The organism is Bradyrhizobium monzae, assembly GCF_021458635.1.
Taxonomy (GTDB): domain Bacteria; phylum Pseudomonadota; class Alphaproteobacteria; order Rhizobiales; family Xanthobacteraceae; genus Bradyrhizobium.
The window spans coordinates 164,000-189,763 of the sequence record NZ_JAIRDQ010000012.1 but is presented as its reverse complement, the minus strand read 5'-3'; the positions used below and the strand labels follow the sequence as shown (position 1 = coordinate 189,763).

General features: G+C 59.9%; 22 protein-coding genes and 1 riboswitch. Of the genes, 3 read left to right on the top strand and 19 right to left on the bottom strand.

The annotated features are described in order from the left end of the window. Nucleotides 1-112: 112 nt before the first annotated feature. Together groES and groL are read left to right on the top strand one after the other, a co-directional pair. Nucleotides 113-427 carry a co-chaperone GroES gene (gene groES / locus K3F49_RS32845; protein WP_027548167.1) on the top strand — a complete coding sequence of 105 codons (315 nt, stop codon included), beginning with the start codon at nt 113-115 and terminating at the stop codon, nt 425-427. 87 nt (nt 428-514) lie between these two features. Beyond that, nucleotides 515-2,164: a chaperonin GroEL gene (gene groL, locus K3F49_RS32840; RefSeq protein WP_234685026.1), complete on the top strand. Its 1,650-nt coding sequence runs from the start codon at nt 515-517 to the stop codon at nt 2,162-2,164. A gap of 1,827 nt (nt 2,165-3,991) precedes the next feature. Here the strand turns inward: groL and K3F49_RS32835 are convergent. The 19 genes from K3F49_RS32835 to K3F49_RS32745 all read right to left on the bottom strand — a co-directional run bounded on the left by K3F49_RS32835 (nt 3,992) and on the right by K3F49_RS32745 (nt 25,136). Further along, nucleotides 3,992-5,275, bottom strand: coding sequence for an NAD(P)/FAD-dependent oxidoreductase (locus tag K3F49_RS32835; protein WP_234685025.1), 1,284 nt, complete (start codon nt 5,273-5,275; stop codon nt 3,992-3,994). An 817-nt stretch (nt 5,276-6,092) separates the two neighbouring features. Further along, complete coding sequence (locus K3F49_RS32830; RefSeq protein WP_234685024.1) at nt 6,093-6,398, bottom strand: hypothetical protein; 306 nt, start codon at nt 6,396-6,398, stop codon at nt 6,093-6,095. Between the two features lie 517 nt (nt 6,399-6,915). Continuing rightward, complete coding sequence (locus K3F49_RS32825; protein ID WP_234685023.1) at nt 6,916-7,893, bottom strand: ABC transporter substrate-binding protein; 978 nt, start codon at nt 7,891-7,893, stop codon at nt 6,916-6,918. Nucleotides 7,894-8,249: 356 nt separating this feature from the next. Beyond that, nucleotides 8,250-9,362, bottom strand: coding sequence for a hypothetical protein (locus tag K3F49_RS32820; RefSeq protein ID WP_234685022.1), 1,113 nt, complete (start codon nt 9,360-9,362; stop codon nt 8,250-8,252). 238 nt (nt 9,363-9,600) lie between these two features. Then, the gene (locus K3F49_RS32815; protein WP_234685021.1) at nt 9,601-10,401 is read right to left on the bottom strand and encodes an ABC transporter ATP-binding protein; all 801 of its coding nucleotides are present in this window, start codon (nt 10,399-10,401) and stop codon (nt 9,601-9,603) included. Between the two features lie 56 nt (nt 10,402-10,457). Then, on the bottom strand, nt 10,458-11,234 hold the full coding sequence (locus tag K3F49_RS32810; protein WP_049823396.1) for an ABC transporter permease: 777 nt from the start codon (nt 11,232-11,234) through the stop codon (nt 10,458-10,460). Nucleotides 11,235-11,865: 631 nt separating this feature from the next. After that, nucleotides 11,866-12,864, bottom strand: coding sequence for a CobW family GTP-binding protein (locus K3F49_RS32805; RefSeq protein ID WP_234685020.1), 999 nt, complete (start codon nt 12,862-12,864; stop codon nt 11,866-11,868). A 3-nt stretch (nt 12,865-12,867) separates the two neighbouring features. After that, a complete protein-coding gene (locus K3F49_RS32800) occupies nt 12,868-13,335 on the bottom strand; it encodes a RidA family protein (RefSeq protein ID WP_234685019.1) in 468 nt (155 codons plus the stop codon). Nucleotides 13,336-13,361: 26 nt separating this feature from the next. Next, complete coding sequence (locus K3F49_RS32795; RefSeq protein WP_234685018.1) at nt 13,362-14,102, bottom strand: GntR family transcriptional regulator; 741 nt, start codon at nt 14,100-14,102, stop codon at nt 13,362-13,364. A 241-nt stretch (nt 14,103-14,343) separates the two neighbouring features. Beyond that, entirely contained in the window at nt 14,344-15,333 is a 990-nt protein-coding gene (locus K3F49_RS32790; RefSeq protein WP_234685017.1) for an isochorismatase family protein, read from the bottom strand. Then, nucleotides 15,330-15,530 carry a 2-hydroxymuconate tautomerase gene (locus K3F49_RS32785; protein ID WP_234685016.1) on the bottom strand — a complete coding sequence of 67 codons (201 nt, stop codon included), beginning with the start codon at nt 15,528-15,530 and terminating at the stop codon, nt 15,330-15,332. Before K3F49_RS32785 ends, K3F49_RS32790 begins: the two co-directional genes overlap by 4 nt. Further along, on the bottom strand, nt 15,530-16,234 hold the full coding sequence (locus tag K3F49_RS32780) for a resolvase (RefSeq protein WP_234685015.1): 705 nt from the start codon (nt 16,232-16,234) through the stop codon (nt 15,530-15,532). The genes K3F49_RS32785 and K3F49_RS32780 overlap by 1 nt, the downstream gene beginning before the upstream one ends. Next, nucleotides 16,213-17,559 (bottom strand): dihydroorotase, encoded by a 1,347-nt coding sequence (locus K3F49_RS32775; RefSeq protein WP_234685014.1) that lies wholly within the window; start codon nt 17,557-17,559, stop codon nt 16,213-16,215. The genes K3F49_RS32780 and K3F49_RS32775 overlap by 22 nt, the downstream gene beginning before the upstream one ends. After that, nucleotides 17,556-18,446 carry a dipicolinate synthase subunit DpsA gene (locus K3F49_RS32770; protein ID WP_234685013.1) on the bottom strand — a complete coding sequence of 297 codons (891 nt, stop codon included), beginning with the start codon at nt 18,444-18,446 and terminating at the stop codon, nt 17,556-17,558. The genes K3F49_RS32775 and K3F49_RS32770 overlap by 4 nt, the downstream gene beginning before the upstream one ends. Next, complete coding sequence (locus K3F49_RS32765; RefSeq protein WP_234685012.1) at nt 18,443-19,531, bottom strand: NAD/NADP octopine/nopaline dehydrogenase family protein; 1,089 nt, start codon at nt 19,529-19,531, stop codon at nt 18,443-18,445. Before K3F49_RS32765 ends, K3F49_RS32770 begins: the two co-directional genes overlap by 4 nt. Before the next feature lie 133 nt (nt 19,532-19,664). Next, nucleotides 19,665-20,930: a D-amino acid dehydrogenase gene (locus K3F49_RS32760; RefSeq protein WP_234685011.1), complete on the bottom strand. Its 1,266-nt coding sequence runs from the start codon at nt 20,928-20,930 to the stop codon at nt 19,665-19,667. A gap of 147 nt (nt 20,931-21,077) precedes the next feature. Then, nucleotides 21,078-21,181, bottom strand: a riboswitch (glycine riboswitch). Nucleotides 21,182-21,230: 49 nt separating this feature from the next. Beyond that, nucleotides 21,231-22,670 (bottom strand): amidohydrolase family protein, encoded by a 1,440-nt coding sequence (locus tag K3F49_RS32755; protein ID WP_234685010.1) that lies wholly within the window; start codon nt 22,668-22,670, stop codon nt 21,231-21,233. Nucleotides 22,671-22,789: 119 nt separating this feature from the next. Next, a complete protein-coding gene (locus tag K3F49_RS32750) occupies nt 22,790-23,968 on the bottom strand; it encodes a M24 family metallopeptidase (protein WP_234685009.1) in 1,179 nt (392 codons plus the stop codon). A gap of 34 nt (nt 23,969-24,002) precedes the next feature. After that, the gene (locus tag K3F49_RS32745; protein ID WP_234685079.1) at nt 24,003-25,136 is read right to left on the bottom strand and encodes a mandelate racemase/muconate lactonizing enzyme family protein; all 1,134 of its coding nucleotides are present in this window, start codon (nt 25,134-25,136) and stop codon (nt 24,003-24,005) included. Nucleotides 25,137-25,333: 197 nt separating this feature from the next. On the opposite strand from K3F49_RS32745, the gene K3F49_RS32740 reads away from it, so the two are divergent. Next, a complete protein-coding gene (locus K3F49_RS32740; protein ID WP_234685008.1) occupies nt 25,334-25,639 on the top strand; it encodes a hypothetical protein in 306 nt (101 codons plus the stop codon). Nucleotides 25,640-25,764 lie beyond the last annotated feature (125 nt).

Genomic DNA, 25,764 nt, shown 5'->3' with positions numbered 1-25,764 from the left:
TTGCTTCCCGAAAAGACCAGCCCTACTTGAGCTCAGCCCGCATTGGCACTCGTGGGCATCGACTGCTAACTACCTAAAATCACCAACCCAAGCAATTGCTTAGGAGGACTGCATGAAATTCCGTCCGCTTCACGACCGCGTCGTGGTCAAGCGCATCGACGCAGAAGAGAAGACCGCAGGCGGCATCATTATTCCCGACACGGCCAAGGAAAAGCCGTCCCAGGGCGAAGTGATCGCCGTTGGCCCGGGCGGCCGCGACGAGAGCGGCAAGCTGATCCCGATCGACGTCGAGGTCGGCGATCGCGTGCTGTTCGGCAAGTGGTCGGGCACCGAGGTCAAGATCGACGGCCAGGAGCTGTTGATCATGAAGGAGAGCGACATCATGGGCGTTCTCACCGATGCGTCGGCCAAGAAGAAGGCCGCCTAATCCAACCGCTCGCACCGCTCACCTCTGAGGAGCGCCTGCCGGGCGCCTCAGGAGTGAGATGAGACCAATCAACTCAGGGAAACAAATATGTCAGCCAAAGAAGTCAAATTCGGCGTCGACGCCCGCGACCGTATGCTGCGCGGCGTCGACATCCTCAACAACGCGGTGAAGGTGACGCTCGGTCCGAAGGGCCGCAACGTCGTGCTCGACAAGTCGTTCGGCGCTCCGCGCATCACCAAGGACGGCGTCACCGTCGCCAAGGACATTGAGCTCGACGATAAGTTCGAGAACATGGGCGCCCAGATGGTGCGCGAAGTCGCCTCCAAGTCCGCAGACGCGGCCGGCGACGGCACCACCACCGCGACCGTTCTCGCGGCTGCGATCGTGCGCGAAGGCGCCAAGGCGGTCGCCGCCGGCATGAACCCGATGGACCTCAAGCGCGGTATCGATCTGGCCGTAGACGCCGTCGTGGCGGACCTGCAGAAGAACTCCAAGAAGGTCACCTCGAACGACGAGATCGCCCAGGTCGGCACCATTTCGGCCAATGGCGATGCCGAAATCGGCAAGTTCCTCTCTGACGCTATGAAGAAGGTCGGCAACGAGGGTGTCATCACCGTCGAGGAAGCCAAGTCGCTCGAGACCGAACTCGAAGTTGTCGAGGGCATGCAGTTCGACCGCGGCTACATCTCGCCCTACTTCGTCACCAACGCCGACAAGATGCGCGTTGAAATGGAAGATGCCTACGTCCTGATCAATGAGAAAAAGCTATCTCAGTTGAATGAACTGCTTCCCTTGTTGGAAGCCGTGGTGCAGAGCGGCAAGCCGCTTGTGATTATCGCGGAAGACGTCGAAGGCGAAGCGCTCGCCACCCTCGTCGTGAACCGTCTGCGCGGTGGTCTGAAGGTCGCGGCCGTGAAGGCTCCGGGCTTCGGCGATCGCCGCAAGGCCATGCTGCAGGACATCGCGATCCTGACCGGCGGCCAGGCGATCTCGGAAGATCTCGGCATCAAGCTCGAGAACGTCACGCTCAACATGCTCGGTCGCGCCAAGAAGGTGATGATCGACAAGGAGAACACCACGATCGTCAGCGGCGCCGGCAAGAAGGCCGACATCGAGGCGCGCGTGGCCCAGATCAAGGCGCAGATCGAGGAGACCACCTCGGACTATGACCGTGAGAAGCTCCAGGAGCGTCTTGCCAAGCTCGCGGGCGGTGTCGCGGTGATCCGCGTCGGCGGCGCGACCGAGGTCGAGGTGAAGGAGCGCAAGGATCGCGTTGATGACGCGATGCATGCGACCCGCGCGGCTGTCGAGGAAGGCATCGTCCCGGGCGGCGGCGTCGCCCTGCTCCGTGCTTCCGAGCAGCTCAAGGGCCTGCGTACCAAGAACGACGACCAGAAGACCGGCGTCGAGATCGTGCGCAAGGCGCTCTCCGCGCCCGCTCGCCAGATCGCGATCAACGCCGGTGAAGACGGTTCGGTGATCGTCGGCAAGATCCTGGAGAAAGATCAGTACGCCTATGGCTTCGACTCGCAGACCGGCGAGTACGGCAACCTCGTCACCAAGGGCATTATCGATCCGACGAAGGTCGTTCGCACCGCGATCCAGAACGCCTCCTCCGTGGCGGCGCTGCTGATCACCACCGAAGCCATGGTCGCCGAGCTCCCCAAGAAGGGCGGCGCCGGCCCGGCGATGCCCCCGGGCGGCGGCATGGGTGGCATGGGCGGCATGGACTTCTGAGTCCGGCCACTCAGGCGAACCACGGAATGCGAAACCCCGGCAGCGATGCCGGGGTTTTTGTTTGTGTGCCGAGCATGTTCGACAACTCTGCGGAGAGCAACCTGCTTAGCTAGCGGATATCGAACATCTGCCGATTCTGGGGCGGGCGGCCAGCTCCCCACGTCGAATAATTTCGTCGCGTGCTCATCTCAATCGATCTCCTTTTCGCGGAGCCACCGGCGTCCTTCATATGCTGCGATCCTACGATCGTTCTGCCAAAGCTCAACCGCGTGGTCGCTTGCAAGCTTCCGCACCCGCTCCGTGGCGGTCCCTTCGTCCGAACAGATAAACTCGACAAAGCCTACGAGATGCCCGTCGCGTCTGACGACGTAGACAGTGTACCGTTCCATGCAAGTCGCCTCTCCACGTTGTCCGTTCAGAGCCTACTCGGCAGGGTGCTCCGGACATCGGGATGTCCTCGATCGCGCGGCCAGAGTTGCCAAGGAGAACTGACGCCACGACCGATCGTCGGGGCATCAGACATTCCCGTAAGCTGGCAACTCATATGGCCCGCAATGGTTTACTTCTTTGAAGCAATGAGCACGTCAGCATAGCCCATTGCGGCACAGAGCTCGTTCGGCTGACTAAGATGCGACATCCCGTTCCATTAGCCGCGCTTGTGCGATCCGCGGCAGCGAGTCGGCGCAAGCAGCAAGACTGGCCAGTCCAGGTGACATTGGCCTGCTATGCCCGTGGGCAGCGTGGGTCCTATGATTTCCAATCCAGCGTTGACCAAAGCTAGGCGGAACAGCCAAAGCCGAGCGGATCATCACATTGTCGCGTCTCATTACTCGTCGGACTCAGCGGGGCGGAAACGTACGCTATGATCGACTTGATAGCGGTGGCGGGGCATCTTTCGCGCTTGGCTGCGCGCGGGTCCCTCAATGCAGCCTCCGGAATAGAAACGTCAGGAAACGCACTTTGCAGCGCTCTATTCGGAAGACGATACCAAAGACTATTGTTGACGAGCCCAAAGGCTTGCGAGCCGTGCGACAAGGTTCGCTTCAGGAGGCTATGGCGCGGGTCAGGTTCGATCACTTTCAAAAGCAAAGACACGCGTTGCGGCTCCTTGTCACCGCACTGCCCAGTAGCACGCAACCAGGATGCCGGTGAAAACGAGCCCGGCGCAACATCCCAAGACGATCTCCATTGGGTACTCCCTGATTGTTGCGTAGTTCTTCCGGCGGCCGTTTCATGTCGCCTCGCAGATCGACGGGACGGACTCAAACGCAGGTGATGCGTCCGGTCCGCCCCTGCATCACCAAGCCCTGGAATGGTGATGGTATGCCCACCAAAGCAAGCTGCGTGCCGCGACGAAAACAGCTGGGTTCATAGACCCTTCGCATCAGTGTGCGTAGCGTCAGCTCATGGACAATGGTACCAAAGCTGACAAACTCACAATGATCGCACCACGCGCTGTCGCAAGGGCCGCCTGGAATTCATGCTCAAACCGAACGCGTCTCGCATTGCGCTTGTCCAAAGCGTGCCGATCTGCGCCAAATCCATGGCGCGTGAGCACGGACGTCCAGTTTCATCGAGGGAGAAAACATCGCTGATCCGCTTGATTGACTTGCGGAGATCGCGACTGGAGTCGGCTCGGTTCCTTCTTTCAAACTCGTGGGCACGTTGAGAACGCTGTCGGGAGTTCGACCATGTTGTCGGCATCTGACGTCAGCGATCGAGCGAGATTGGCAATAGCCGTCTCCGAGGCCGGCGGAATTGCCATATGTCGGCGAGAAGCCAGCATGTGCCTTGCGCGGAGCTCACGGACTACCGAGAGCTGGCGGATCAGAGCCGGGCTTCGGTCAAATGAACGAGTTGCGCCCCGATGCGATAGAGCGCCTCCCGCGTGTCGCGGAAGCGCGGCTCCTCCACCGGTGTGATCGGAAGCGGAAGGTCTTGGTCGGCAACGTGCCCCAGCACATAGGACGCGAGCACGCCGCCGAACACCGTGCCTGGCGCAATTCCGCGGCCGTTGTATCCACTGAACGCAATTACATTGCGGTCCAGCTTGTGAAAGCGGGGTAGGTTGTCCGAGGTCATACCGATCATCCCGAACCAACCGGTCTCGAATTCGATGTCGGCGAGCTGAGGAAACAGCTTGCCCAGTGAGCGGATTGCCCACGCCCTGTGCACTGCTGCACTGCTCCGCTCAAGAGCACCGATGCTGCCATAAACCAGCCGACCTGCACGGTCGAAGCGAAATGAACTGAGCACCTGTTTCGTATCCCAGGCTCCCTGGCGTTCGGGCAGGATCGATGCTCTCAAATTATCCGAGAGGGGTTGGGTCGCAAAGTTGAAGTAAGGCAGTTGGATCTGCTCCTGCCGAACCTGCGACCAGGGTCCTCGCGCGTAGGCATCGGTGGCAACAATCACCCAATCTGCACGCACAGATCCGGCTGTCGTATTGACCTTCCAGCGCGATCCGCCGTCGCTGGCGGTGAGAGCGGCACTCTGAGTGAATATTTTCGCGCCCGCAGCAAGCGCGGCACGAGCCAAACCACGAACATAGGCCAGCGGCTGAATTGTGCCAGCGCGTTTATCCAGCAATGCACCGGCGTAGTCGCCACCGCCGATCCTCCGGCGCGTCTCCGCGGCATCGAGAATCTCGACCGGCGCGCCACGTCGCTGCCATTGTTCAGCACGAGCCTCGATTTCTTCCAATCCCCTGCGTCCGACTGCACAATGCAACGTGCCCGTTGGCTCTTGCTCGCATTCAATGTCATGTTGCGCGATCAGATCGAACACCCGTCGCGGCCCATGGCCGAGCAGATCGATCAGGCGCTCCCCAAGGGTTTGTCCCAGCGTCGCTACGAGAGTGTCCGGCATGACCCACATACCGGCATTCACGAGACCGACATTGCGTCCGGAGCCGCCGAAGCCGATTTCAGACGCATCGAGGACCGCGACGCGCGCTCCTGCTTCTGCAAGGTGGAGAGCCGACGAAAGCCCAGTATATCCGCCACCGATGACGAGGATATCGACGTCAATCTCGCCGGCTAGACGACCGGTCTGAGGTGCATGCGGAGCCGTCAGTTCCCAGAGTCCGTGCGAAGTCGGATCGCCTTGCATCACGCAAACTCCCTCGGCTGCAATTGTCCGTCACGTCGGAAATGCGCCGACAAGGCTCCCCGAACTGCGAGGCCGTGGCGGAGGAAATCCGGCGGTACGGCGCAAGCTTGCGAATAATCCGCGGGAGCGTCAACTTTGAATGCCGATTAACAGCCTGGGCATGAAGCTCCAAAAGCGGATTGGCATGAGGAGGGCAAAAGCCCCCGTTGCGCGAAACACCGCGATTACTTCTTCACTGCATCCGGCTCGACCGCAAATCGGCGAAGAGAGCCTGTTCCTAATTATCAGCTCCCGAGCCGGGCAGCCGAGCTGACGTTATCCTGCCGGAACGTGCTGTGACGACCTCATCTATGCGGGTAGCGGCTGGACGCACTCCGCTGCAGAGCTTGAGGCGTCGCCCCGAACAGCACCATTCGGCGCTACGCGACCTGGATAAACGATAGCATCAGCAGTGAGGGCGCGCCCAACGCTTGGCTGACAACACATATCATCCGCGCTCGCGCCGGGAGAAACCAGAAATATCACTTGATAATCAAGCCAGATCATTCCGCGTATTGAAGTGCCGCCGTGTTGGCGCGCAGACTCGACCAGCTCACGGAGCGTTCTTCCGCGGTAAGACCAACGGCAAATGCTTCCACCCTATGCCGAACAGCAACTCAGTTTGGTGGACGAGCCGCAAGGGGGCGCTGATAGCCTTGACGCAGCAATCAACTTGATCGCTTGCTGCTGGGCCATTCGCGCCGAGATCGAACTACGCACGGAAAAACCTCCGGCCGCCTGCGCGCGACCGGAGGTTTGCCGATAAGAGTCGCCCGCGTTAGTGGCGCTTGCCGGCCGTCGGCGTCCCGCCGTCTGAAGACTCGTCAGCTGCCCCCTTGTTCGGAGCGATCCCAGTGGTGCCGGCTGCCCCCTTTGTGCTCTTGGCCGGCTTCATCCCCGCCTTTCGGTCCGCAGCGCCGAGCTGAGCGGTCGAATCCTCATCATCGCTCATGCCGCCCTGTATGCTCTTGCCTTGCATGCCGCCGCGATTCTTGGCGCCGGTCGAAAGGTCTTGCGCGAGCACCTGGCCCGCAAGCAGAGCCGAAAGGACACATGCGACTACAGAGGTCTTCACCAACTTCATCATCTCTCCTGGACTTGTTCGCGATTGAACGATTCCATCACTCCGACGCCATTCGCGTTCACCGGATCGTTCAACGCGTCAATACTGAGAACGGCGCCGTCAGCACGGAACGTGATTCTTGTGGTCATCGTTTAGAGATTTTAAGGCGATTTCGCGGAGCTACCGTCCTGCGGGCAGCGCGGCGATCATCTGCACAAGCAATTCAACTGCCGGACCGAGATCCTCAAGGTCAGGGCCATGAATGGGCACCGGAGGAAGCTTCTTGGGATCCACTGATGACTTATGAGTTTTAGAGGCGGATACGAGCACAGAGCAGCTGGCAATAGTCTCACCACAGGCTTGCCCGAGGCAACAATGCAGTAAACGGCCCCGCGAGCCATTTCATCGAGGATTGCCGCCCCGGTCCCACCTGTGGGCGTCAGACCTCGAATATATGTGAACGCAATGATGCGCAGGATTCATATCGTCTGACCAAGCCCGACGCCCATAGTCGCACTCGCATGTCATCTTTGGCCGGTCAGTTGGCGAGGAGTTCATTGGTAAAGAACGACGCCGCGGGTTTTGGATGATCGATCGCTTGTTCGGTCTTGAGCAACTCGATCGCTTGTTCGATGAGCTTCGCGTCGACCCATCCAATGGGCTTTCCTTCCTCGGGCACCATCGCGTCAATCGTTGCCCTGACTTGTGCTTCGATGACGTCCACCGACGGGCCGACTTGCCAAACCTTGGCGATGGCATTGGCAGCGGCCCTCGAATCCCTTCGCGTTGCCTCGATACCCTCGCTAACAGCCGCGAGATAGCGCTTGAGGACATCGGGCTTCTTCTCGATAGCGGCATCGCTCGTGACTGCCGCCAATCCTGGAACGACAAGCCCAAATTGTGCGAGATCGAGGATCGGAAACTTGATTCCGGTCCGCTGCTCGAGGACGGGCAGGTCGCTGGTGCGATAGATGCTCACAGCGTCCACCTGGTTCTGCAGGAACTGGGACACGCGCGATTGCGCGTCCATCTGAACCTTCTTGATCTTGGTGCAGTCGATCTTGTTCACCGCGCAGAAGGTTCCGAGATAGGATGTCCCCGTCTCGCCGACGGCATGCGCCACGATCTTGCCCTCGAGATCCTGCGGTTTGAGGATGGGCTTGTCGGGATGCGAGATCATGACGACAGGTGTCTTTGGATGATAAAGCGCGATGATTTTGATCGGCATGCCCTTCTGGATCGCGGAGGCAGCGAAGATCCCAGGCATGATGACGATGTCTTCTTGGCCCTGAACGAGCGCCCCAAGTGCCGCCTGCGAACCTGCGCCTTCCCCCATGCGTACGGTGAGGTTCTTGGCAGCATAAAGACCTCTGTCTTGCGCCAGATAGAGGTGACCATACTCGCCCTTGAGCTTCCAGCTGAGCCGCACTCGCACATCGTCGGCCGCCAAGGCCATCGATGAACTGATGACAGCGACGAGCAGAGCTATTGCCGCCACCGCAGTGCTGTTCGGCATCGTTCTCTGGAACCCTGCAGCCATAGATTCCCTTTCGAGTTGCCGACATCATCTCTCGCGGTTGGACCACCGCCTCCAAGTGAACTTGAGGCGCCGTGCCGTCCAAGCGCTGACCTGCCCCCGCATCGGATGATCAGCGACGCCGGAATCCGGCCGCTATGCTTGCGAAACCGGGTGGCCGCGGCGTCCCGAACGCCAGCCGAATTGATTCGCTCGTGACGACGTTGGTGATTTGACGCAGCTCAGCATCTTCAGTGCTGAGCCGGCGGAAATGGTCAGGTCGGTTCAATCAGGAGCTTTGATGGCGCCGCGTGATTGACCGCCGCGCCATCTTGCTGTGCGAACGAGACCAGGTGCTAGAATTTCACCGAGACACCCGCGCTGGCTGATTTTTCCGTACAGCTGTTGGTGCTGACGCCCGTTGCCGCGACGGTGCAAGTGCCGGGTGTAGCATTGCTATCGAGACCATACTTATTCTGCCAATATCGGTAGGCAACCCAGACGTCGACAAAGTGACTGTATTTTGGACCAATGAAGGCTTTGCTGGCGTCAAACGTCAAGCGGATCGGCTCGCTGTTCAATTCGATCTTGGTGGCGTTGCTGAACCGTCCAACACCGGACAGCGCCGGGAGCGTGTTGATATCGCCCTTCGCTCCCGTCACAGAAACACGGCCGCTGATGGCGAAATACCTGATGCTTTCGGGGAGGAATCCCAGATCCATGTAGTAATTTGTTTCAATCTTCCAGGTCGCCGGGAACACACGGTTTCCGTCCGCAAGGCAGGTTACCCCCGGAACGCCGGGGCTAAAGAGACCGCACTGAAGAAAGGATTTGTGGCTCGCCAACCCTTTGACGACCAGCGGCGCCACGTTGAAATAGCCCTTGTACGGAAGATCGAAAGCGAATTGCAGGCCGCCAACGACGTTATTGGTCGAGGGTGCATAATAGCTATTTGCCGTACCGAGATCGAGGCCCACCTCGAACGAAATGTTTCGCAGCGGCCCTATGCTGAACTGCTTTGTGTTGAATAGCTCATTCCAGCCGAACGTGCTGCGCTCTATCCCGTAGAACTCTGTCGCGCCGGCGCAAGTCCCTTGTGGCCCAAAGGGCAGCACGCCGGCGGGCGAGCAAGGTGAGGCAGGATCGTTGTGATCGGATTTCAACATATCAACGTTGAAGAAGTTTGTGCCGTAAGCCCATATGTCGAAATGAGTGAATGAATAGACCTGTTTTGCGGTCTTACCGTTGATCGTCCCATCCGGCCGGGTGCTAAAAGCTCCGGGATCCGTAGCCGTAAACTGGTAGGAGTAGGTAAGCCGGTTGTCATTCACCAGGAAGAACGGAGCGTCCGCAACGAGTTTTGGCTTCGCCTTGGCCGGTGCCTGTTCATCCGCAGCTCTTGCAGTAGATGCGCAAGCGATCAGACTGACCGCAAGTATTGTTCGACTCACAAGTTTGGCAGAAAGCATGTTTAGTCCCCCTCTTCAAAAACGAGCTGCCCGTCGGGCATACTCAACGCGATAGTCGGAATGCGACGAGGCCTCGGAAATGGCGGCGGCCACATCACTGCGGACCGCACCCAATTCCGCATGAAGTCCCTGAATAGGCTCACAGCCGCATGATTTGGGACGCAAGTCATCTCCCGCAGGAGATCATCCTGCGGCACTCATGCCTGGTTCTCTTGAAAATTGACGCGCCTACCCTTGCTCAGTGGGCGACGAGTACACCCTTAGCCTCGAAGATCTCGCGGATCTGGCGCACGTAACCATGATAGACCTTGTCTTCGTGGACCTTGCTCCACTGTCGTGGACGGGGCATATCGATCTTCAGGTCAAGATCAATCCGACCGGGGCGGGGAGACATCACCAGCACGCGATCGGCGAGGAATACAGCTTCGTCAATACCGTGCGTGATAAACAGAACCGTGTTCTGCACCCTCAGCCACATAGACTGCATGTCCATGATCATCTGCTCGCGGGTCAGTGCGTCAAGCGCACCAAAGGGCTCGTCCATCAACAGCAGGCCCGGCTCCTGGATCAGCGCGCGGCATATCGCCACTCGTTGGCGCATGCCGCCCGAGAGCTCCGATGGAAACTTGTTGCCGAAACCCTTGAGGCCAACTTGCTCAAGTAGCTCCTCGGCACGCATTCGGAACTTTGAAAGATCGAGCTTCTTGATCTCGATCGGCAGCAAGATGTTATCGAGCACGGTGCGCCAGTAGAGAAGGAGATCGGACTGAAACACGACGCCGATCTTGGGATGCGGACGGTTGATCGCGTCCCCGTCAATGGCGATCTTGCCACTGGAGGCGGAGACAAGGCCCGCAAGCATCGAAAGCAAGGTACTCTTGCCGCACCCGCTCGGCCCCACCACAGCAACGAAGGTGCCTGGCTCGAATTGAAGATCTATCCGCTCGATGGCGACGACATCATCATCTTCGCGGGTCTTGTAGACCTTCGAAAGCTGCGAAATTTCGACTGCCGCACCTGATGTTTGGATGGCATTCATCGCACTGCCTCGCTGTAACTGTGCATCGTTGTAATCAATTGACACCTAAAGGCATTTCATTTGGCGTCGTCGCGCTTGTAGGAAACGCGCGCCTCGACCACATCGATGATGTAGTAAAGGATCACGCCGAGCAGCGAGATCGTCACTACGGTCGCGAAGTTGAGCGTGGTATCGAACAGTGAATTTGCCTGAAGCTGCAGATAGCCAAGCCCCCGCTCGGCTGCCACGTACTCACCGATGACCGCACCGATGACGGCGAGAGATATGGCCACCTTGAAGCCACCGAAGATGTTGGGCAGCGCTGCTGGCAGACGCAGCTTGAAGAAGGTCTGCCACTCGTTTGCACCCATTGAGCGGACCAGGTTGACGAGATTCTTGTCGAGGGACTGCAGGCCGACGACGGTCGATATCACGATCGGGAAAAACGAGATCAAGAAGGCAAGCACGATCTTCGGTGCCCAACCGTAGCCGAGATACAGTACCAAGATCGGCGCCAGCGACACCTTGGGTACCGTCTGTAGACCCACGAGGATCGGATAGATGGCGCGCTCGAAGGGCTTGGAGTAGAAGATCGATAACGCCAGAGGGACACCGACCAGCACGCCCACGCCAAAGCCGACGATCACTTCGAACAGCGTCACATAGAGGTGGGCGGCGAGCAGCGGCGCGTCATTGATCATTCGGGTGGCGACGGCCGACGGCGTCGGGAGGACAAACTCTGAAAGACCCGACAGCGGCACGAGAATTTGCCAAGCACCGATCAGCGCCGCGGCTACGAGGAGCGCCGAATAGCGTTCTAGCCAGCTGCCGCGAGCGCGTTTCTTGCCGCTCATGCTTTTGCCCTGCTTCCGCTGTGCCTTGCCGGCACTGACAATATGCGTACTCGCCACCGTAGCCTCACCGCGTTAGAAGATTACAGTTGTTTTTGGCAGAACCGTCCACCGACGCCTTCGATGGTCTTGTCACATCAACGAACACATCGCCGACAAGCGCGCTCTCGAGGCACAGTCGGACTTCCTCAACGAACCAATCAACGAGAGGTCGCGCAGATTTGACGACCGCCCGGCGATCTCGTCGAAAGAACCCGGCTCGCCGGCGCGCCCTCAGGGCCGACACTGCTGCTGCGAGATTCACCCGAGACATCCCGTTCATCCCCGTCAATCTTGGGCTGGGTTTCGCCACCGGACAACACGACTCATGCGGCGCGTCCCTGCGGTGAGATGGCGTCACTTCCCAAACCAACTATATTTGATCTCATGATGTGATCACAGTTTGGTATTGTCAAGCGTGTAATATCGGCTGCCTCCGGCCATTTTTCATGCATTCGAGTGATTTCTGCGCCGCAAACATGAGCAGGAAAGCATGGCGACGAATTGCCCGTGCCTTCGATGAGCGGCTCGGCTTCGCAGGTGATGGAGAAGAATTGCGATCGATATCGTATCGGCGCGGTTGCGCTTTCGACCGTCAGTGCCTGGCGGCAAAGATACTTGGCAGGGAATTTTCGATCGCGGTGCGCGTCAAGTTGCGCGCGATGAACACCAGCCAGCCGCGTGGCGAACCTTCCGGCCAGCGTGGCAGAAATTCTGGCGGATAGACGACGTGTTGCACACCGTGGATGACAACCGGTCGCTCGTCGCCTCTGACCGGCAACAACCCCTTTACACGGAGAATGGATTCACCGCGTGCAGCCAGCAACAATTCCAGCCAATCGACAAAGGCCGGCCATTCGACTTCACGCGTCACCTCGACCGTGAAGGTTTTTATGCCGTGGCTGTGGACTCCCTGCGCAGGCCTGTCAGATACTCTCAGATAGTGTGGCTCCCAGTCGTCGCCATGGGCCAGGACGTCGGCCGCCGAGGGCATCGCCTGTTTGCTCGAGGTCAGCGCGCGCACCGAAGGATTGACCTTGGCGACATCGAGCTCAAGCGTGTCCAATTGGCCGCGCTCGACAAGATCCGACTTTGTGATGACAACGCAATCCGCTAACGCCACCTGCTGCGCCGCTTCTGCGAAGTTTCGAATGCTGTTGAGGCCACTGACGCCGTCCACAGTCGTAATGATGCTGCCGGGTCGATAGCCATGCAGCAATTCGGAGGCGCTCATCACCGCCTGTATGATGGGCGCCGGATCGGCGAGGCCGGTGGTCTCGACCACGACCTGGCGGAAAGGCGCCACTGCGCCGCTGCGGACCATCGCCATAAGCTCGGCCAAGGTTGACACGAGATCGTCGCGCACAGCGCAGCACAAACATCCGGACGACAGCAGGACCACATCTTCCGCGACTTCCCGCACCAGCAGGTGGTCCAGTCCTATTTCGCCGAATTCATTGATGATCACCGCAGTCTCGGCGAGTCCCGGCTCCCCGAGCAGGTGACGAAGAAACGTTGTCTTGCCGCTCCCGAGAAACCCCGTCAGCACATGAACTGGAATCCGCGCATCGGGGGAGGGAGCGACAGGCTGCATGGTTCAGTTGACCTCGAATATTGCGTCGACCTCGACAGGAACGTTGCGGGGCAATGAACTGCAGCCGACCGCCGCGCGGGCGTGGCGCCCCGCCTCGCCAAACACCTCCACCATCAGGTCAGACGCCCCATTGATGACTTTGGGATGATCTTTGAAGTCCGGCTCAGCATTGACAAAGCCGCCCAGCCGAATGACCCCAACCACCCTGTCGAGATTGCCGTCCAGCGCCTGCTTGAGCTGGGCAAGGATGTTGATGGCGCAGAGACGCGCAGCTTTTTGACCTTCCTCTACGGAGAAGTCCGAACCGAGCTTACCGGTGTACTTGTCCTTGCCGCCCTCGCTAGGGACCTGCCCGGAGATGTAGATCTGGCTACCCAGTCTGCGCGCAGGAACGTAGTTGGCGCTTGGAGACGCGGTTGCGGGCAGGTTGATTCCCAGTTGGGCCAGTTTTTGTTCGATCTTTGCTGCCATGGCGCGGTACTCCGGATCTCTGTTCGTCAGTCCTCGAATTGCAGTTCCATTCCTTGTGCGAAGGGCAGCTCGGCTCCCTGCGAGCCGGCGATGCTGAGCAAGGCCCGGCAAGTCGTCCGGATGTCCTGGATCGTCCCGCGTTTGACCGCGGTTGCGTTGCCCTCCTTCAGACCCGCCAGAATGTCCTCGTGATGAGACGCACTCCAAGGCTTCGAGGGGATCAGTAACGACATGTACATGGTCGGCCCGAACTGCAACCAAAGCGACTCGATCAAGAGCATGAGCGTCTCGGATTCGCTCGCCTGGTAGAGCGTGAAATGAAATTTTTGGTTGAACGAAAGGCAGTTCAGGATGTCACGCTTGGCGATCGCCTGAAGCAATTGCTTGTTGATGGACGTCAGTCCGCTAAGGAGCGCAGGTGAAGCTTTCTTGGCGGCAAGCTCGGCTGCCGTACCCTCAAGCAGTTCGCGCACCGAAAAGATATCGCTCAGCTTCTCAGCGCTCAGCCTCGGCACGCGTACCGAGCCCCCCTTGGTTTCTTCCAAGGCATTCGCCGCTACGAGCTGGCTCAGCACTTCACGAACCGGCATGGGGCTGGTTCCTAGCCCTGCCGCTAACTTGCGCAAACTCATGACCTGGCCGGGAACAAAGGCCCCGACCATAAGCCCTCTGCGCATATAGCTCAGCACACGTTCGTAGATGTGCCCCCGCTGCCGCTTGCCTTCTTCGTTGCCGTTTGCGGCAACTTCCGCTTTCTCGGTCCGCATCTCCCGACTCTCTTTCTCTTAGGACGTCGCTACGCGCCATCCGATATGCCTGAGGACATTGAGACCAATCCTTGAAGACTTGGATGGCTTGCATCCTGTGATCTCATACCGTGATCAGTAGTAGATTTGAGACCGGGCGGCAACCGCAGCGTGGAGCAGTGATGCCGCAAATCGGCACGCCAAGGTTGGCTCGGCCTGCCGATTGGCGCAAACAACGTTGTCTGGAGCACCCGCCCTGGGATTAAGCGTTTGCCCCGACCTGATAGAGCTCGACCTTGGTTCCGTCCGGATCGGCGATGTAGATCGTCAAGCCATAAGGCCCATCATGCAGCTCATTGTAGTAGTGCACGCCGGCTTTTTTCAACTTGGCATCGAGCGCGCGCACATCGTTGACCTCAAAGGCGATGTGGTCGAGCTGGCGATGGTCTGTAGCCTTGCCGTTGATGAGAGCTATGCCTTGGTGGAAGGCAATGAAAGGCCGTCCGTCAGCCAGCGGCTTGGCCGGCCTGATCGTGAATCCCAGTTGACGGGTATAGAAGTCGACCGACCTGTCGATGTCATTGACCATGATCAACTGGTGACCGTAGTTGGTAACCCTCGGCTTCACTTGCTCGGCGATCCAGTCGAGAACTTCCGACGACGGCGCTATCTCGCAGAAGTACTGCTTCCACACCTGCTTGGCCGTGGCTTCCCAATCCGCATTGACGCCCGATACGCAATCCTCGACGGCAATCACATCGAGATCCCGGAGATAGGCTTCGCGGATGCTCGTCTCGACGCAGGCGTTGGTGGTTGCCCCGGTGATGAACAGGTGCTGCGTCCCCAGCATCTTCAACATCATTTCGAGCCGGGTCTCGTAGAACGCACCGAAACGGTGCTTGCGGATCACGAAGGAAGGATTGAACTCGGCCAGCGGCTTGAGCTCGTCGATGATTTCCTCGTCCCAGCTGCCGGCGAGTGCGGATACCTGCTTGCGGCGGGCGGTATGGCCGAGCAACTTCTTTTTGGCACGATTCCTGTCGACGGCGAAATGCTCCTGCATGGTCCAGATGACGGGAATGTCGACGTCCTGGCACCGCTTGATCAGCCTTGCCAGCGGCGACACGATCGAGGACAGGCGCTTTGTATCCACTCCGGAAATGCCCAGCGTTCCCTTCTCGTGGATGAAGGCATTCTGGAGATCGATGGCCAGCAGGGCCGACTTGCGATAATCGAGGGCTTCCAGGCTCATTTCTTGTCCTCCGCCATGTCGATGCCGAGCACCCCGGCGCGGCCCCAGCTGTCTTTTGGCGTTTCATGGATCACCACATGCAAATGATCAGGCTTGCAGGCGGCCTCCTCAACCATTGCATTGGTGATAGCCTTTACGAGTCGGCGCTTCTGCTCGACTGTGCGGCCCTCCCACATCTCGACGACGACAAACGGCATCAGATATCTCCTCCTCTTTGGATGGGCAGAGCGCCGGACGCCCAAGTTGGCGCGGCGACGGCGAAGCCCGTAACCAGATCGTTGCTTGCCCGATCGACGCCGCTGAGCAGCCACAGTGGACGGTTGGCATAGTTGATCAGAACCTGCTCCTCCATGCATGCGCGATGGGCGGAATGCCGCGGGTCTCGATCGAAATGACTAGTGCCCGGCATTAGCCGGATGACATAAATCGGTTCCGACGGATCGAGCATCTCGAGCACATTCGTTCCGATCTCATTCACACCGATCGCCCTCGGTTTCGGATCAGCCTGGCCAACGGGTATCAAGACGATCGCTCCAGCGAATGGCGTAACCGGCCAATAGCGACCTTCCCGCCCTTGGCGCAGGAAGTCGGCATAACCGCGCGCTTCCATGAACAGCTCGCTGTCCCACAGGATGATGTCAGGCCCCAGGACGTTGCGCGCTGCATTGACGACACCCTCGCTCTCGCAAAGGCCCAGAAAAGCCCAGGGATCGGTCAACCCGATCGCATGTCCCCATGGATTGTGGATTCCAGACAGTCGTTCCTGGCGGACCGTGGCCTTCCGCGCCACAATACGGGCGACCGCCTCGCTCGCCGACATTTGAGCGGGCAAGAGCGACTCTCGGCCCGCCAGCTCCAGTCGATGAAAGTCCGCGCCACTCATGACGGCAGGGTCACGCATCGGCCGCGACCATAGTGGTTGTCGGCCACGGAACCGTTTTCATAGACGATGTCACCGCGGGCAACCGTCATCACCGGCCACCCCTTGAGCGTCCATCCTTCATAGATGCACGTGCCCTTGCCGGTGTGCTTGACCGTGCGCTGCTCATCGAGGTCGACCAGCACGAGGTCGGCGTCGAAGCCGACATCGATATGGCCCTTGCGCGGCCAGAGCCCGAAGCGTCGCGCAGGGTTGAAAGAGTTGAGCTCGACAAGCCGGGTCAACGGCAAGCCGCGCTGATGGACGCCGAAATGAAGCATCAGCGACAGCTCCCAGGGGAAGCTCACCACACCTGGGAATTCGGTCCAAAGATCTTCCAGCTTCTTGGGCAGGAACGGCACGTGGTCCGTCCCAAGGCTGTAGACCGAGCCGTTCATGACGCCGTGCCAAAGACCTTCGAGTTCGTTCCGGTCGCGCAACGGCGGCGATATCTTCGCACGCATGTCGAGATCTTCGTCGTAGCACGTGCGGGTGAGGTAGTGAGGACAGGTCTCTACCGTCACGCGCACGCCACGGGCCTGTGCCTCGGCGGCGAGCACGGGACCCATACCGACGGAGGTGTGGACCAGATGAAGCGAACAGCCGGTCTTCTCGGCAAGGAAGAGCATGCGCCGGATGGTCTCCACCTCGCAGAAGGCCGGGCGGGATTCCGTGTATGCGCCGAGATCCTGACGGCCGGTTGCCGCGATCTCCTTTTTGATCCAGGACGCGATCTGGGTGTTCTCGCAGTGAACGTTGATTACCCCGCCGGGAACCTTCGACAAGATGCGCATCGCGGCATAGACCCAGCCGTCCGTGGCCGGCACGATGCCGATCGGATTGTCAGGTTCGTAACCGAAATAGCATTTGAAGGATTTGACGCCCGTCTTCGCGATGACATCTGGAATCTCGGCGATATGTTCCTCACGCTGGATACCAAAATGAAAGCCGAAGTCGATCACCGAGTTTTCCTCGCCGATCGCTTTGCGCTCCGCGTAGAACGGCAGATAGGACTCCTTGAGATTGCGGATATAGAGAAGAGCTGTCGTCACGCCGCCGGAGGCCGCAGCCGCCGTTTCGGTGCGCATATCCTCCGCGAAGGGAAACTTCACGCCCAGATGGCAGTGCGGGTCGATCAAGCCCGGCATCAACACCCGCCCCTCGGCGTCGATGGTGCGCTTGGCGTCGGGAAGGACTTCGTCAGCCCCGGTAAGGACGATCTTGCCGTCCTTCACCGCGACGCCGCCGTGGAATTCTCCGTCGTGGCGAACCACTCGCGCGTTCTTTATGACCAGATCCGCCTTCATTGTCCTTGCTCCAGTATTGCCTCTATGCGCCGGCTGATGCCCGTCCACTGGCTGCGGCCGACGGTGATCGGTGCACGCGCGCCCATGCCGCGCGCCCAGACAACCTTCAGCCCTAGTTCGACGGCGGCGTCCCGGTCGATCGTTCCAGGAGGCGCCGCGACATCGACCAGCAGCGCGTGTTTGGGCAGCAGAGCCAGTTGATCGCGCTCGAGCAATCGTTTTGGAACGCTGCCGATAACGATGTCCATACGATGCAGGACAGAAGACAATTGTTCGAGTGTCAGCGCCTCTGCACCGGTCGCATAGGCAGCTGCACGCTGAACCGGGTTGCGCGCCGCGACGTGGACATGAGCCCCGAGGCCGACCAACGTCTTCGTCAGAAGCGAGCCGATGGTGCCTTGGCCAACCAAGCAAACGTTGGACTTGTGGATGGTGATCTGCGTGTTCTCGATGATCACCTTCAATACGCCCTCGACGATCGCCGGCCCGCGCAGCAGCATGAGATCGACGTCCCATTCGTACTCGTGCAGTGCGATGCCGAGCGCGTTGCAATGGGTCTTTAGATTGTCGTCCGCCCAACCGAGTATGATGTTGCCGGGGCGCCTCATGCCGGCCAACATCTCGCGCGTCGGAATGATCTTTTGCGGACCCTTCGGCGCGAAGAGTGCGCCCTCCGTGCTGATGCCCGGAATCGGAAACAGCGCTATGTCGGCACCCTTCAATGCATCAGTTGCGTCCGCAGCATGATAGACGCCTTCGATACCCCCATCAGGCCATGGAAAGCCGTAGGCCCGAACGGCAGCTCCAGCCCGGACAGCACAGCGAGCGATCTCCTGTTCGCGTGCGTCGCCGGCTACGATTGCGATGACTGTATTCTGCCAACTCATGGGGCTCTTACCTTCTCAATGAGCTGATCCCTGGACATGCCGGTGATGCCCATTGCTTCTGCGGTCCGGCCACCGATCCTATAGTCAGTTCCGACTGCGGCCTGCGCCAGGCGATAGAGCGACGTCGCGACGGGCACGTTGACGTCGGCGATCCGCGCAAACTCCAGGAAGGGCAGCAGGCCGTGACCGAAATCCTCCTTGTAGTAGCGATATTCGAGCGAGTCCGGTCCCTTGATACGGCGATTGGCCTCGCCGCCCGCGATTGCGGCGCGGTAGTCGGTGACATCAGTCACGTCAGCCTCCACCGTGCCGAGCAGCTTCATCTCTTCAATCAAATTCGGCAGTTCATGCCCGAATGCCCGGGCGACCGCCAAGCGCTCGCCGTCCAGTTGCCGCATGACCCGGGCGACCCCGGGCGTCATGGCATCGACATAGAAAGTGAAGTTGCCGCCGGTCGCCTCGACCCAGGCGGCGCCCAGCACCGCCCCGGGGGGGTGCAGAACCATGTTCACGTTGGAGAGGTCGGAGGCGATAACGTCACGAACGGGCGTGACGCCCGGATACAATTTCGCAGCTACCTCCAGCGCCTCCGCTCCTCCTTTGAGAGCGGCAGCCTTCAGTTGCTTCGCCCGACCGCTAATGGTGACGCCGTCAGGACGATATTTGCGCGCGACGTACGTAAGGGTCGAGAACTCAACCACCGGCGGCACTGCCCGCTCGGTGCGGGAATAGGCCTCGGCGAATTCCAGCGCCCCTCCGGTGTGGCCGGGGTTAAGCACGACCGGTTTGTTCGACGGCCAACCGGCCGCGGCGAGTGCGTTGGCTATGGCCGAGTGCGAGAAAGTCGGCAGGACCACGACCGCCACGTCGACTCCGGAGATGGCCGACTTGAGATCTGTCGAAATCAGGGTAGGCTTTGCAACTCCTTCGCCGAGCTTGCCGTCGAATGCAACGCCGCCGAGCTTGATGTGCGGTTCAAGCGTTTCGGCCGAACGCGCCCAGAAATGAACGGAGTGGCCTGCGAGAACCAATTCTGCGACCGAGGCCGCGCCCCCCGCTCCTCCCCCAAGTACCGCAACCTTCATTCTGTTCTCCGCAGATCAAAGCGCAATCCGCGCCACCCGAGGGTCAATTTTGATCACAGCTTATGATCACAATTGCGATTGTCAAGCGAGAGAATTGCGGACGCCGCATGCAACCACTCGACGGTTAGACGGGCTACGTTGCCAGTCGGAGCCATTCCGTGATGCTGGGCCCAAATTCGCCGGCAAGGCATTCGGCAACCGTCTCCGCTGTTGCGGCCGAAAGGGTCCAGCCCAGGTGGCCGTGACCGGTGTTGTAGAAGATGCCCGGCATCCTGCCCCTACCGACACGCGGCATCATGTTCGGCATCATCGGACGCAACCCGGCCCAAGGCACGACGCGGTTGGTGTCGACAGAGGGGAACAGGGCTCGCGTCCAGTCAACCAGCGGCTTGATGCGGTCTTGGCGTATGTCGCGGTTCATGCCGTTGAACTCTGCCGTTCCGGCGACGCGAAAGCGCGTAGCGCCCAATCGACTGGTAACGATCTTGGCGCCATCATCGAGCAGGCTGACCCAAGGCGCAGCTTTCTGGCTCTGCTCGTCGTCAAGGTGCACGGTGATCGAATAGCCCTTTACAGGGTAGACATTGAGACGGTCGCCGAGCATCGCCGCGAGGTCGCGGCTTGCGGAACCGGCGCATATGACAACACTGTCGGCATCGATCTCATCGACACGAGCGCCGCCCGAAGGCTCGTCACGCGAATACTGGATGCGGAGAATTTCGTCCCGAGCGATCTCCCTCACGGTGGCGTCAAAAACGAAGCGCACGCCACGTCTCTCGCATGCCTTGGCGAGACCGCAAACGAACTTGTGGATGTCTCCGGTTGAATCCGATGGGGTATAGAAGCCTCCGAAGAAGTCGCCGTGCAGCGTCGGCTCGATCGACTTCACCTCTGCGGCCGTCACTGGACGACGGTCCAAGCCCCCCTCCACGAGAATGGCATTGACCTTCAGCGCGTGTTGGAAACTCTGCTTATCCCGATAGAAGTGAAGGATGCCGCGACGCTCGTGGTCGAAGTCGATGCCCTCGCGCTCGGCAATGGCGAAGAGATGCTTGCGTGCGGCGATGGCGAGCCGTGTCGTCTCAACCGTGTTGTCGCGATAGTTCCTGATGTTGAAGATAAATTCGCCAAGCCAGGAATATTTGTGCCAGGTCGGCGCTGGATTCATGAGGAGCGGCGCATCGCGCCTCAACATCCACTTCATTCCCTTGATGATCGTGGACCAGCTGTTCCAGACCTCCGCGTTGCTCGCGGAAAGTTGGCCGCCATTGGCGAACGATGTTTCCATGCCCGCGTAGCGCTGACGCTCGATCACCGTAACGGAATAGCCGCGATTGAGAAGGGCGTAGGCGGTGGTCACGCCGGTGATACCGGCGCCGATGACGACAACATGTGGCATTTCGCTCTCCGCGATCAAAGTTGGGAAGCGGACCGAAGCCCGCGGCTTATCCCCAATCTGTCGCTGTACCTGAGAGATTAACCGCGACGGCTCGGCCGACGCGGCGGTCCCCTTCGGTGGGCACTCGAAGTGCCACTCTCCAGATCGTTCAGCTGCACGGTCACTTTTGCCTGAGAGTTTCCTGGGGGTTGCTCCTTCGGCGCCGGCCAACACCGTTCACGACGGCGACCGATCTCTCCCATGCAGCCTATTGAACGCGATAGGTTCTTCTCTTGTGCCTCCGCAATGGGAGTCGGCCTGTCAATTGCCAACGTCGTAAAGAGTCGTGGTCGTCTCGACCGCTTCGTCATGCAGACCAGCGCGCTCTACCGCCGCCGCGGCGAGTTGCCGGGCTTTGCGCCGAATCTGCGCCTCGTCAACGCCCTGCACCTTGCCGTCGACATATGACGCCTTCCCATCAACCCAAGTCTGCACGATCGAAGCGGTCGATGCAGAGAATACCAAAGCCTGCAGTGGATCGTAGAACGGCGTCCATTCGACGTGGTCCAGGTCGAAAAGGACGAAATCGGCCTTCTTGCCGATTTCCAGCGAACCGATCTCGTCGTCCCACATCAACGCCTTCGCACCTTCGATAGTCGCAGCGCGCAGTGCTTGTCGTGCGGTGAATATGTCCGGTTGCAAGCGGGCGTCCTTGAACATGCCGGCGACGAGCAGCATTTGCCGCATGAGGTTCATGTTGCCGGCGGCCGACACGCCATCGGTGCCGAGGCCGACTTTAACGCCGGCCTTCACCATCTCTGGATATTTGCCGATCGCGGTTGCACCCTTCCCCAGCTTGAATGACGAGCATGGGCAGAAGGCGACGCTGGCGCCACGCGCGGCGAGCAGACGGACCTCTTCGTCGGAAACGGCCGCGCCGTGAGCGATGACCAGGTTCCTTCCTATGCCTCCGGCCCGATCGATGCGGGTGATCGGCCAACAGCCATATTTTTTCTCGCAAACCCTCGCCTCCTCGATCGAGGTGGCGAGATGATAGGTCGTGCCGACGCCCAACCTCTCAGCCAGTTTCACCGCTCCAACGTGGAGCTCGAGGCTACACGGTTCCTTGCCTTCGATATTGACCCAGCAACGGGCACGGCCGTCGAGGGCGCCATTGTAGCGGACCACACAATCCTCGAGCACCTTGAGTGCGGCCTCGGCGTTCGGGAAGAAATGATGATCCACCATTTCCTGGGTCCAGCCGCGGGGGAGCTCGGGCGGGGGATTGTCGGCCGCGTGCCGCCCGGTGATGCCGCGAATACCGACCTTTTCCATCGCGCGAACGACGATGCCGGGATCGTATTGCGATCCCATGTCGAGAAAACACGTGGTGCCACAACGCAGCATCTCGGTGATGCCCAGCAGCGCACCCCAATATTCGTCTTCCTCGGTGATGTGAGCGTAAAATGGCTTAGCCCAGTGGAACACCCAGGCGCGAGTATTGAGATTATCCGGAAAGACCGCGCGTGACAGCGTCTCCGAAAGGTGGACGTGGCTGTCAACGAAGCCCGGGCAGACGCCGAGCATCTTGCCATCGATCACCCTGTCGAAACTGACGTTCTTCTGCCGTGCGGCCACATCATCGGCCGGACCGATATCCGAGATGCGGTCGTTTTCGATCACGAGGCTGGCGTTGCGCACGACCGTGTCGTTCTTGTCGACCGTGAAGGCGAAATTCAAGTCCTTGATCAGCGTGCGCATGCTTCTTCACCCAATGCTCTACCATCACGACCGCGCCGCCGGCCCACCGCGCCGTTACGTCGGGCAATTTGGAGCGGCCTTCAACCAAGCTAAACAGCTCGTCCCCCTCGGAGCCTCCGTCAAGCGACGGCGGCCCTGCGCACGGTCTCGCCTCTCTTGGCCGTACCCACGGGAATCAACCGGTCGGTGTCAGCGTAGTCGGAAAGCAGTTCCGATCCATTGGCCGTCACCAGCAGCATATCCTTGTTCTGCATGCCGAAGCCATGGCCGGTGTCGTAACAAAGCGGCTCGAAACCGAGGACCATGTTCTCCTCGAGCGGCGCGTCGGTGCCCGGCTTGCCCAGCACCGGCGTCATTCCGAGGTAGGGATCTTCGTGCAGGTGCAGCCCAATGCCGTGGCCCACGAACGAGATCGGCGGCAGATCGAGCTTGGCGAGCTTCGCAATGAACGCATCGTAGACGTTGCGACAGCTCGCGCCCGGCTTCACTTTCTCCATGATTTCGTATTTGCATTCGACCAGATGCGCCCAGATCTTCTCGGCCATGGGCGGCGCCTCGCCGACGATCGCCGTACGGCAGACGCCAGCCTGATACCCCTCGATGACGGAGAAGATCTCCACCCGGCAGACGTCCCCACGCTTCAAGATGCGCTCCGACGGGCCGACGTTTGGCAAGACGCTACGCTCGCCGGTCGCCACGATCATCAGCTTGAAGTGATCGGCGCCAAGAGCATAGACATTGCGGGTCAGGTGGCCGGCGATGTCCATTTCGGAATTGCCCTCGTCGACGACGGCGAGAGTGTCGGTAATGGCCTGGTCGGCAATACGAGAAAGCTTGCGCAAAAGCGCAATCTCCTCCGAGGTCTTGATTTGACGGAGCCGCGCCAGAATCGGTTCGGCACGCTCGAACTTCGCGGCCGGCATGGCCGCGAGCAAACGAGCAAAATCACCTGCCGGCAGGTAATCCATTTCGAGTCCAATGCGAGCCTGAGCAAGTCCGAGCCCCGCGAGCTGGTCGGCGAGCACAAGCATGGGATCGTCCGAGAATTCCGCCCAAATGCGCGTCGGCACGTCCGGCTGGCGACGCTTGATCGTCGACGCCTCCATATCGACGCCGAACAATGCCGAGCGGCCGTCGGCAGTGACGATGGTCATTGCATGGCGGTGCCGGATGAGCGGTTGCGAGGGGACCACGAACCCCGCAGTGTACGAGAAATTCTCAGGCGAAGAGCAAATGATGGCATCCAACCCATGCTGAGACATTGATTTGACTTGTTTCGCGACAATTTCCGCCCGCATGACTGCTCCCTTTTTTCAACTTCTTGCTGCGCGCTTAATCCCGCACGCGGTACTTTTCGATTTTCTTCTGATCGACCTCGATACCCATTCCCGGTCCGGATGGAACGACGATTGCGCCATCTGCGACCTTCATCGGTTCGGCGAGCAGATCGTCCTTGTAGTAGATGCCGGCAACCTGACCGTGCTGGAACTCTGCCGGCGTCGAAATCGGAATGACGCAAGACACGGTCACGGAGGGTGAGGCTGCGGCGAGTTGAACGTTGGCGAGATTCCCGATCCCGGTCTCGATCGAACCGTTGACGTTACAGATGATGCCGGCTGCCCGGCACACCGCCCCGACCTCCATGGCTTTGTAGAGACCACCGGCCTTTGTCGTATAGATGGACACGATTTGGATGCCGCCGGACCGAACGATCTGGATCGAATCGTGCGCATTCCACGCCGACTCGTCGGCCATGACGGGTGCGTCGATGCGGCGACCTACCTCGGCAATGCGCTCGATGCCCATGACGGGTTGCTCGACATATTTCAGTCGATTCTTCTCCATCCGACGAACAACTTGAACGGCCTCGCCAGGCGTCTTGTAGCCTTCGTTGGCGTCCACGCAGATTTCGACGGCATTGCCGGCGACCTCGCGAACGGCATCGACCATTGCAACGTCTCGATCCGGTTCGACCCCGATCTTCACCTTGATGGTTCGCACCCCCTCCTGCACGAGCTTTGCAACCTCGACGCGCGCCTCTTCGATCGAGATCAAGCCGATGGAATGCGTAACGGGCACACGATCGCGCGCCCTGCCGCCGAGCAGGGTACTGACGGGGATATCGAGCCAACGACCGGCAAGGTCGTAGGCGGCGAACTCGACGGCAGCCTTGGAATAGGGGTAGCCCCTGATGACTGCGTCCATTCGCGCGTGCAGTTCGGCGATGTTCCCGAGCTCGACACCGACTATCGCGGGAGCCAGATAGGTGTCGATCACGACTCGCGTGATCAGAGCGGATTCGCCGAAATACCGGCCGAATTCACCACCCCAGTCCTTGAGCGCCGGCGCCTCGCCCCAACCAACGCGACCGTCGCTGTCGGTCATCTTGACGATGACGTATCGACCGATCACCTCGGTCAGACCTGCCCATTTGTGCTCTCGCCGCGTCGGCAGTTGGACAATCAATGTTTCGACGGATTTGATCGTGGGCAAATGGGCCTGCCTTATTTCGTTTTGGTTTCGCGCTCAGTTTGCTATGGTCGAAACCAAGATCATTTATCGTGATCACACTTTATGATCATAAACCGTAACGGTCAAGTGTCGCAGCGACCGCATTGCGCATGGCGTAGGCGCCGACGGTCCGCGGGTCAGAGGAGGAAAAATTGACGATCGTCGAAGCAACAAACTACTTCGCCAGGCAGGATCAGGCGCCGGCGGTGCTCCAACAGCGCCGCCAGGCAAGCGGCATCCGGCGCGAACTCGGCCTGGAGCCCGGCGAGATCCTTGTCCGGCGCGAGGGAAATGGACCCGACGTCAGATGGGAGTGCAGATTTCCCTCTTGCGCAGCATACGAGGCCGATATGGCAGCTCGAGCCGGCTCAGAGGCGTTTGTTCAAGCACGCCGGGTGATGCACACGCTGGTGGAACGGTTCGAGCGACACGTCTATGAAGTCGACGACAGCCGCTAAGATGCCGGGGATCCACGCGCCTCAGCGTTAGCGAGGATGTAGAGCCCATTGGCGCATCTCGGTCTCCCCTCCTTGGCATCGTGAAGGGCCGCTCAATCGGCGAACTATCGGAGATCCCGATAGTT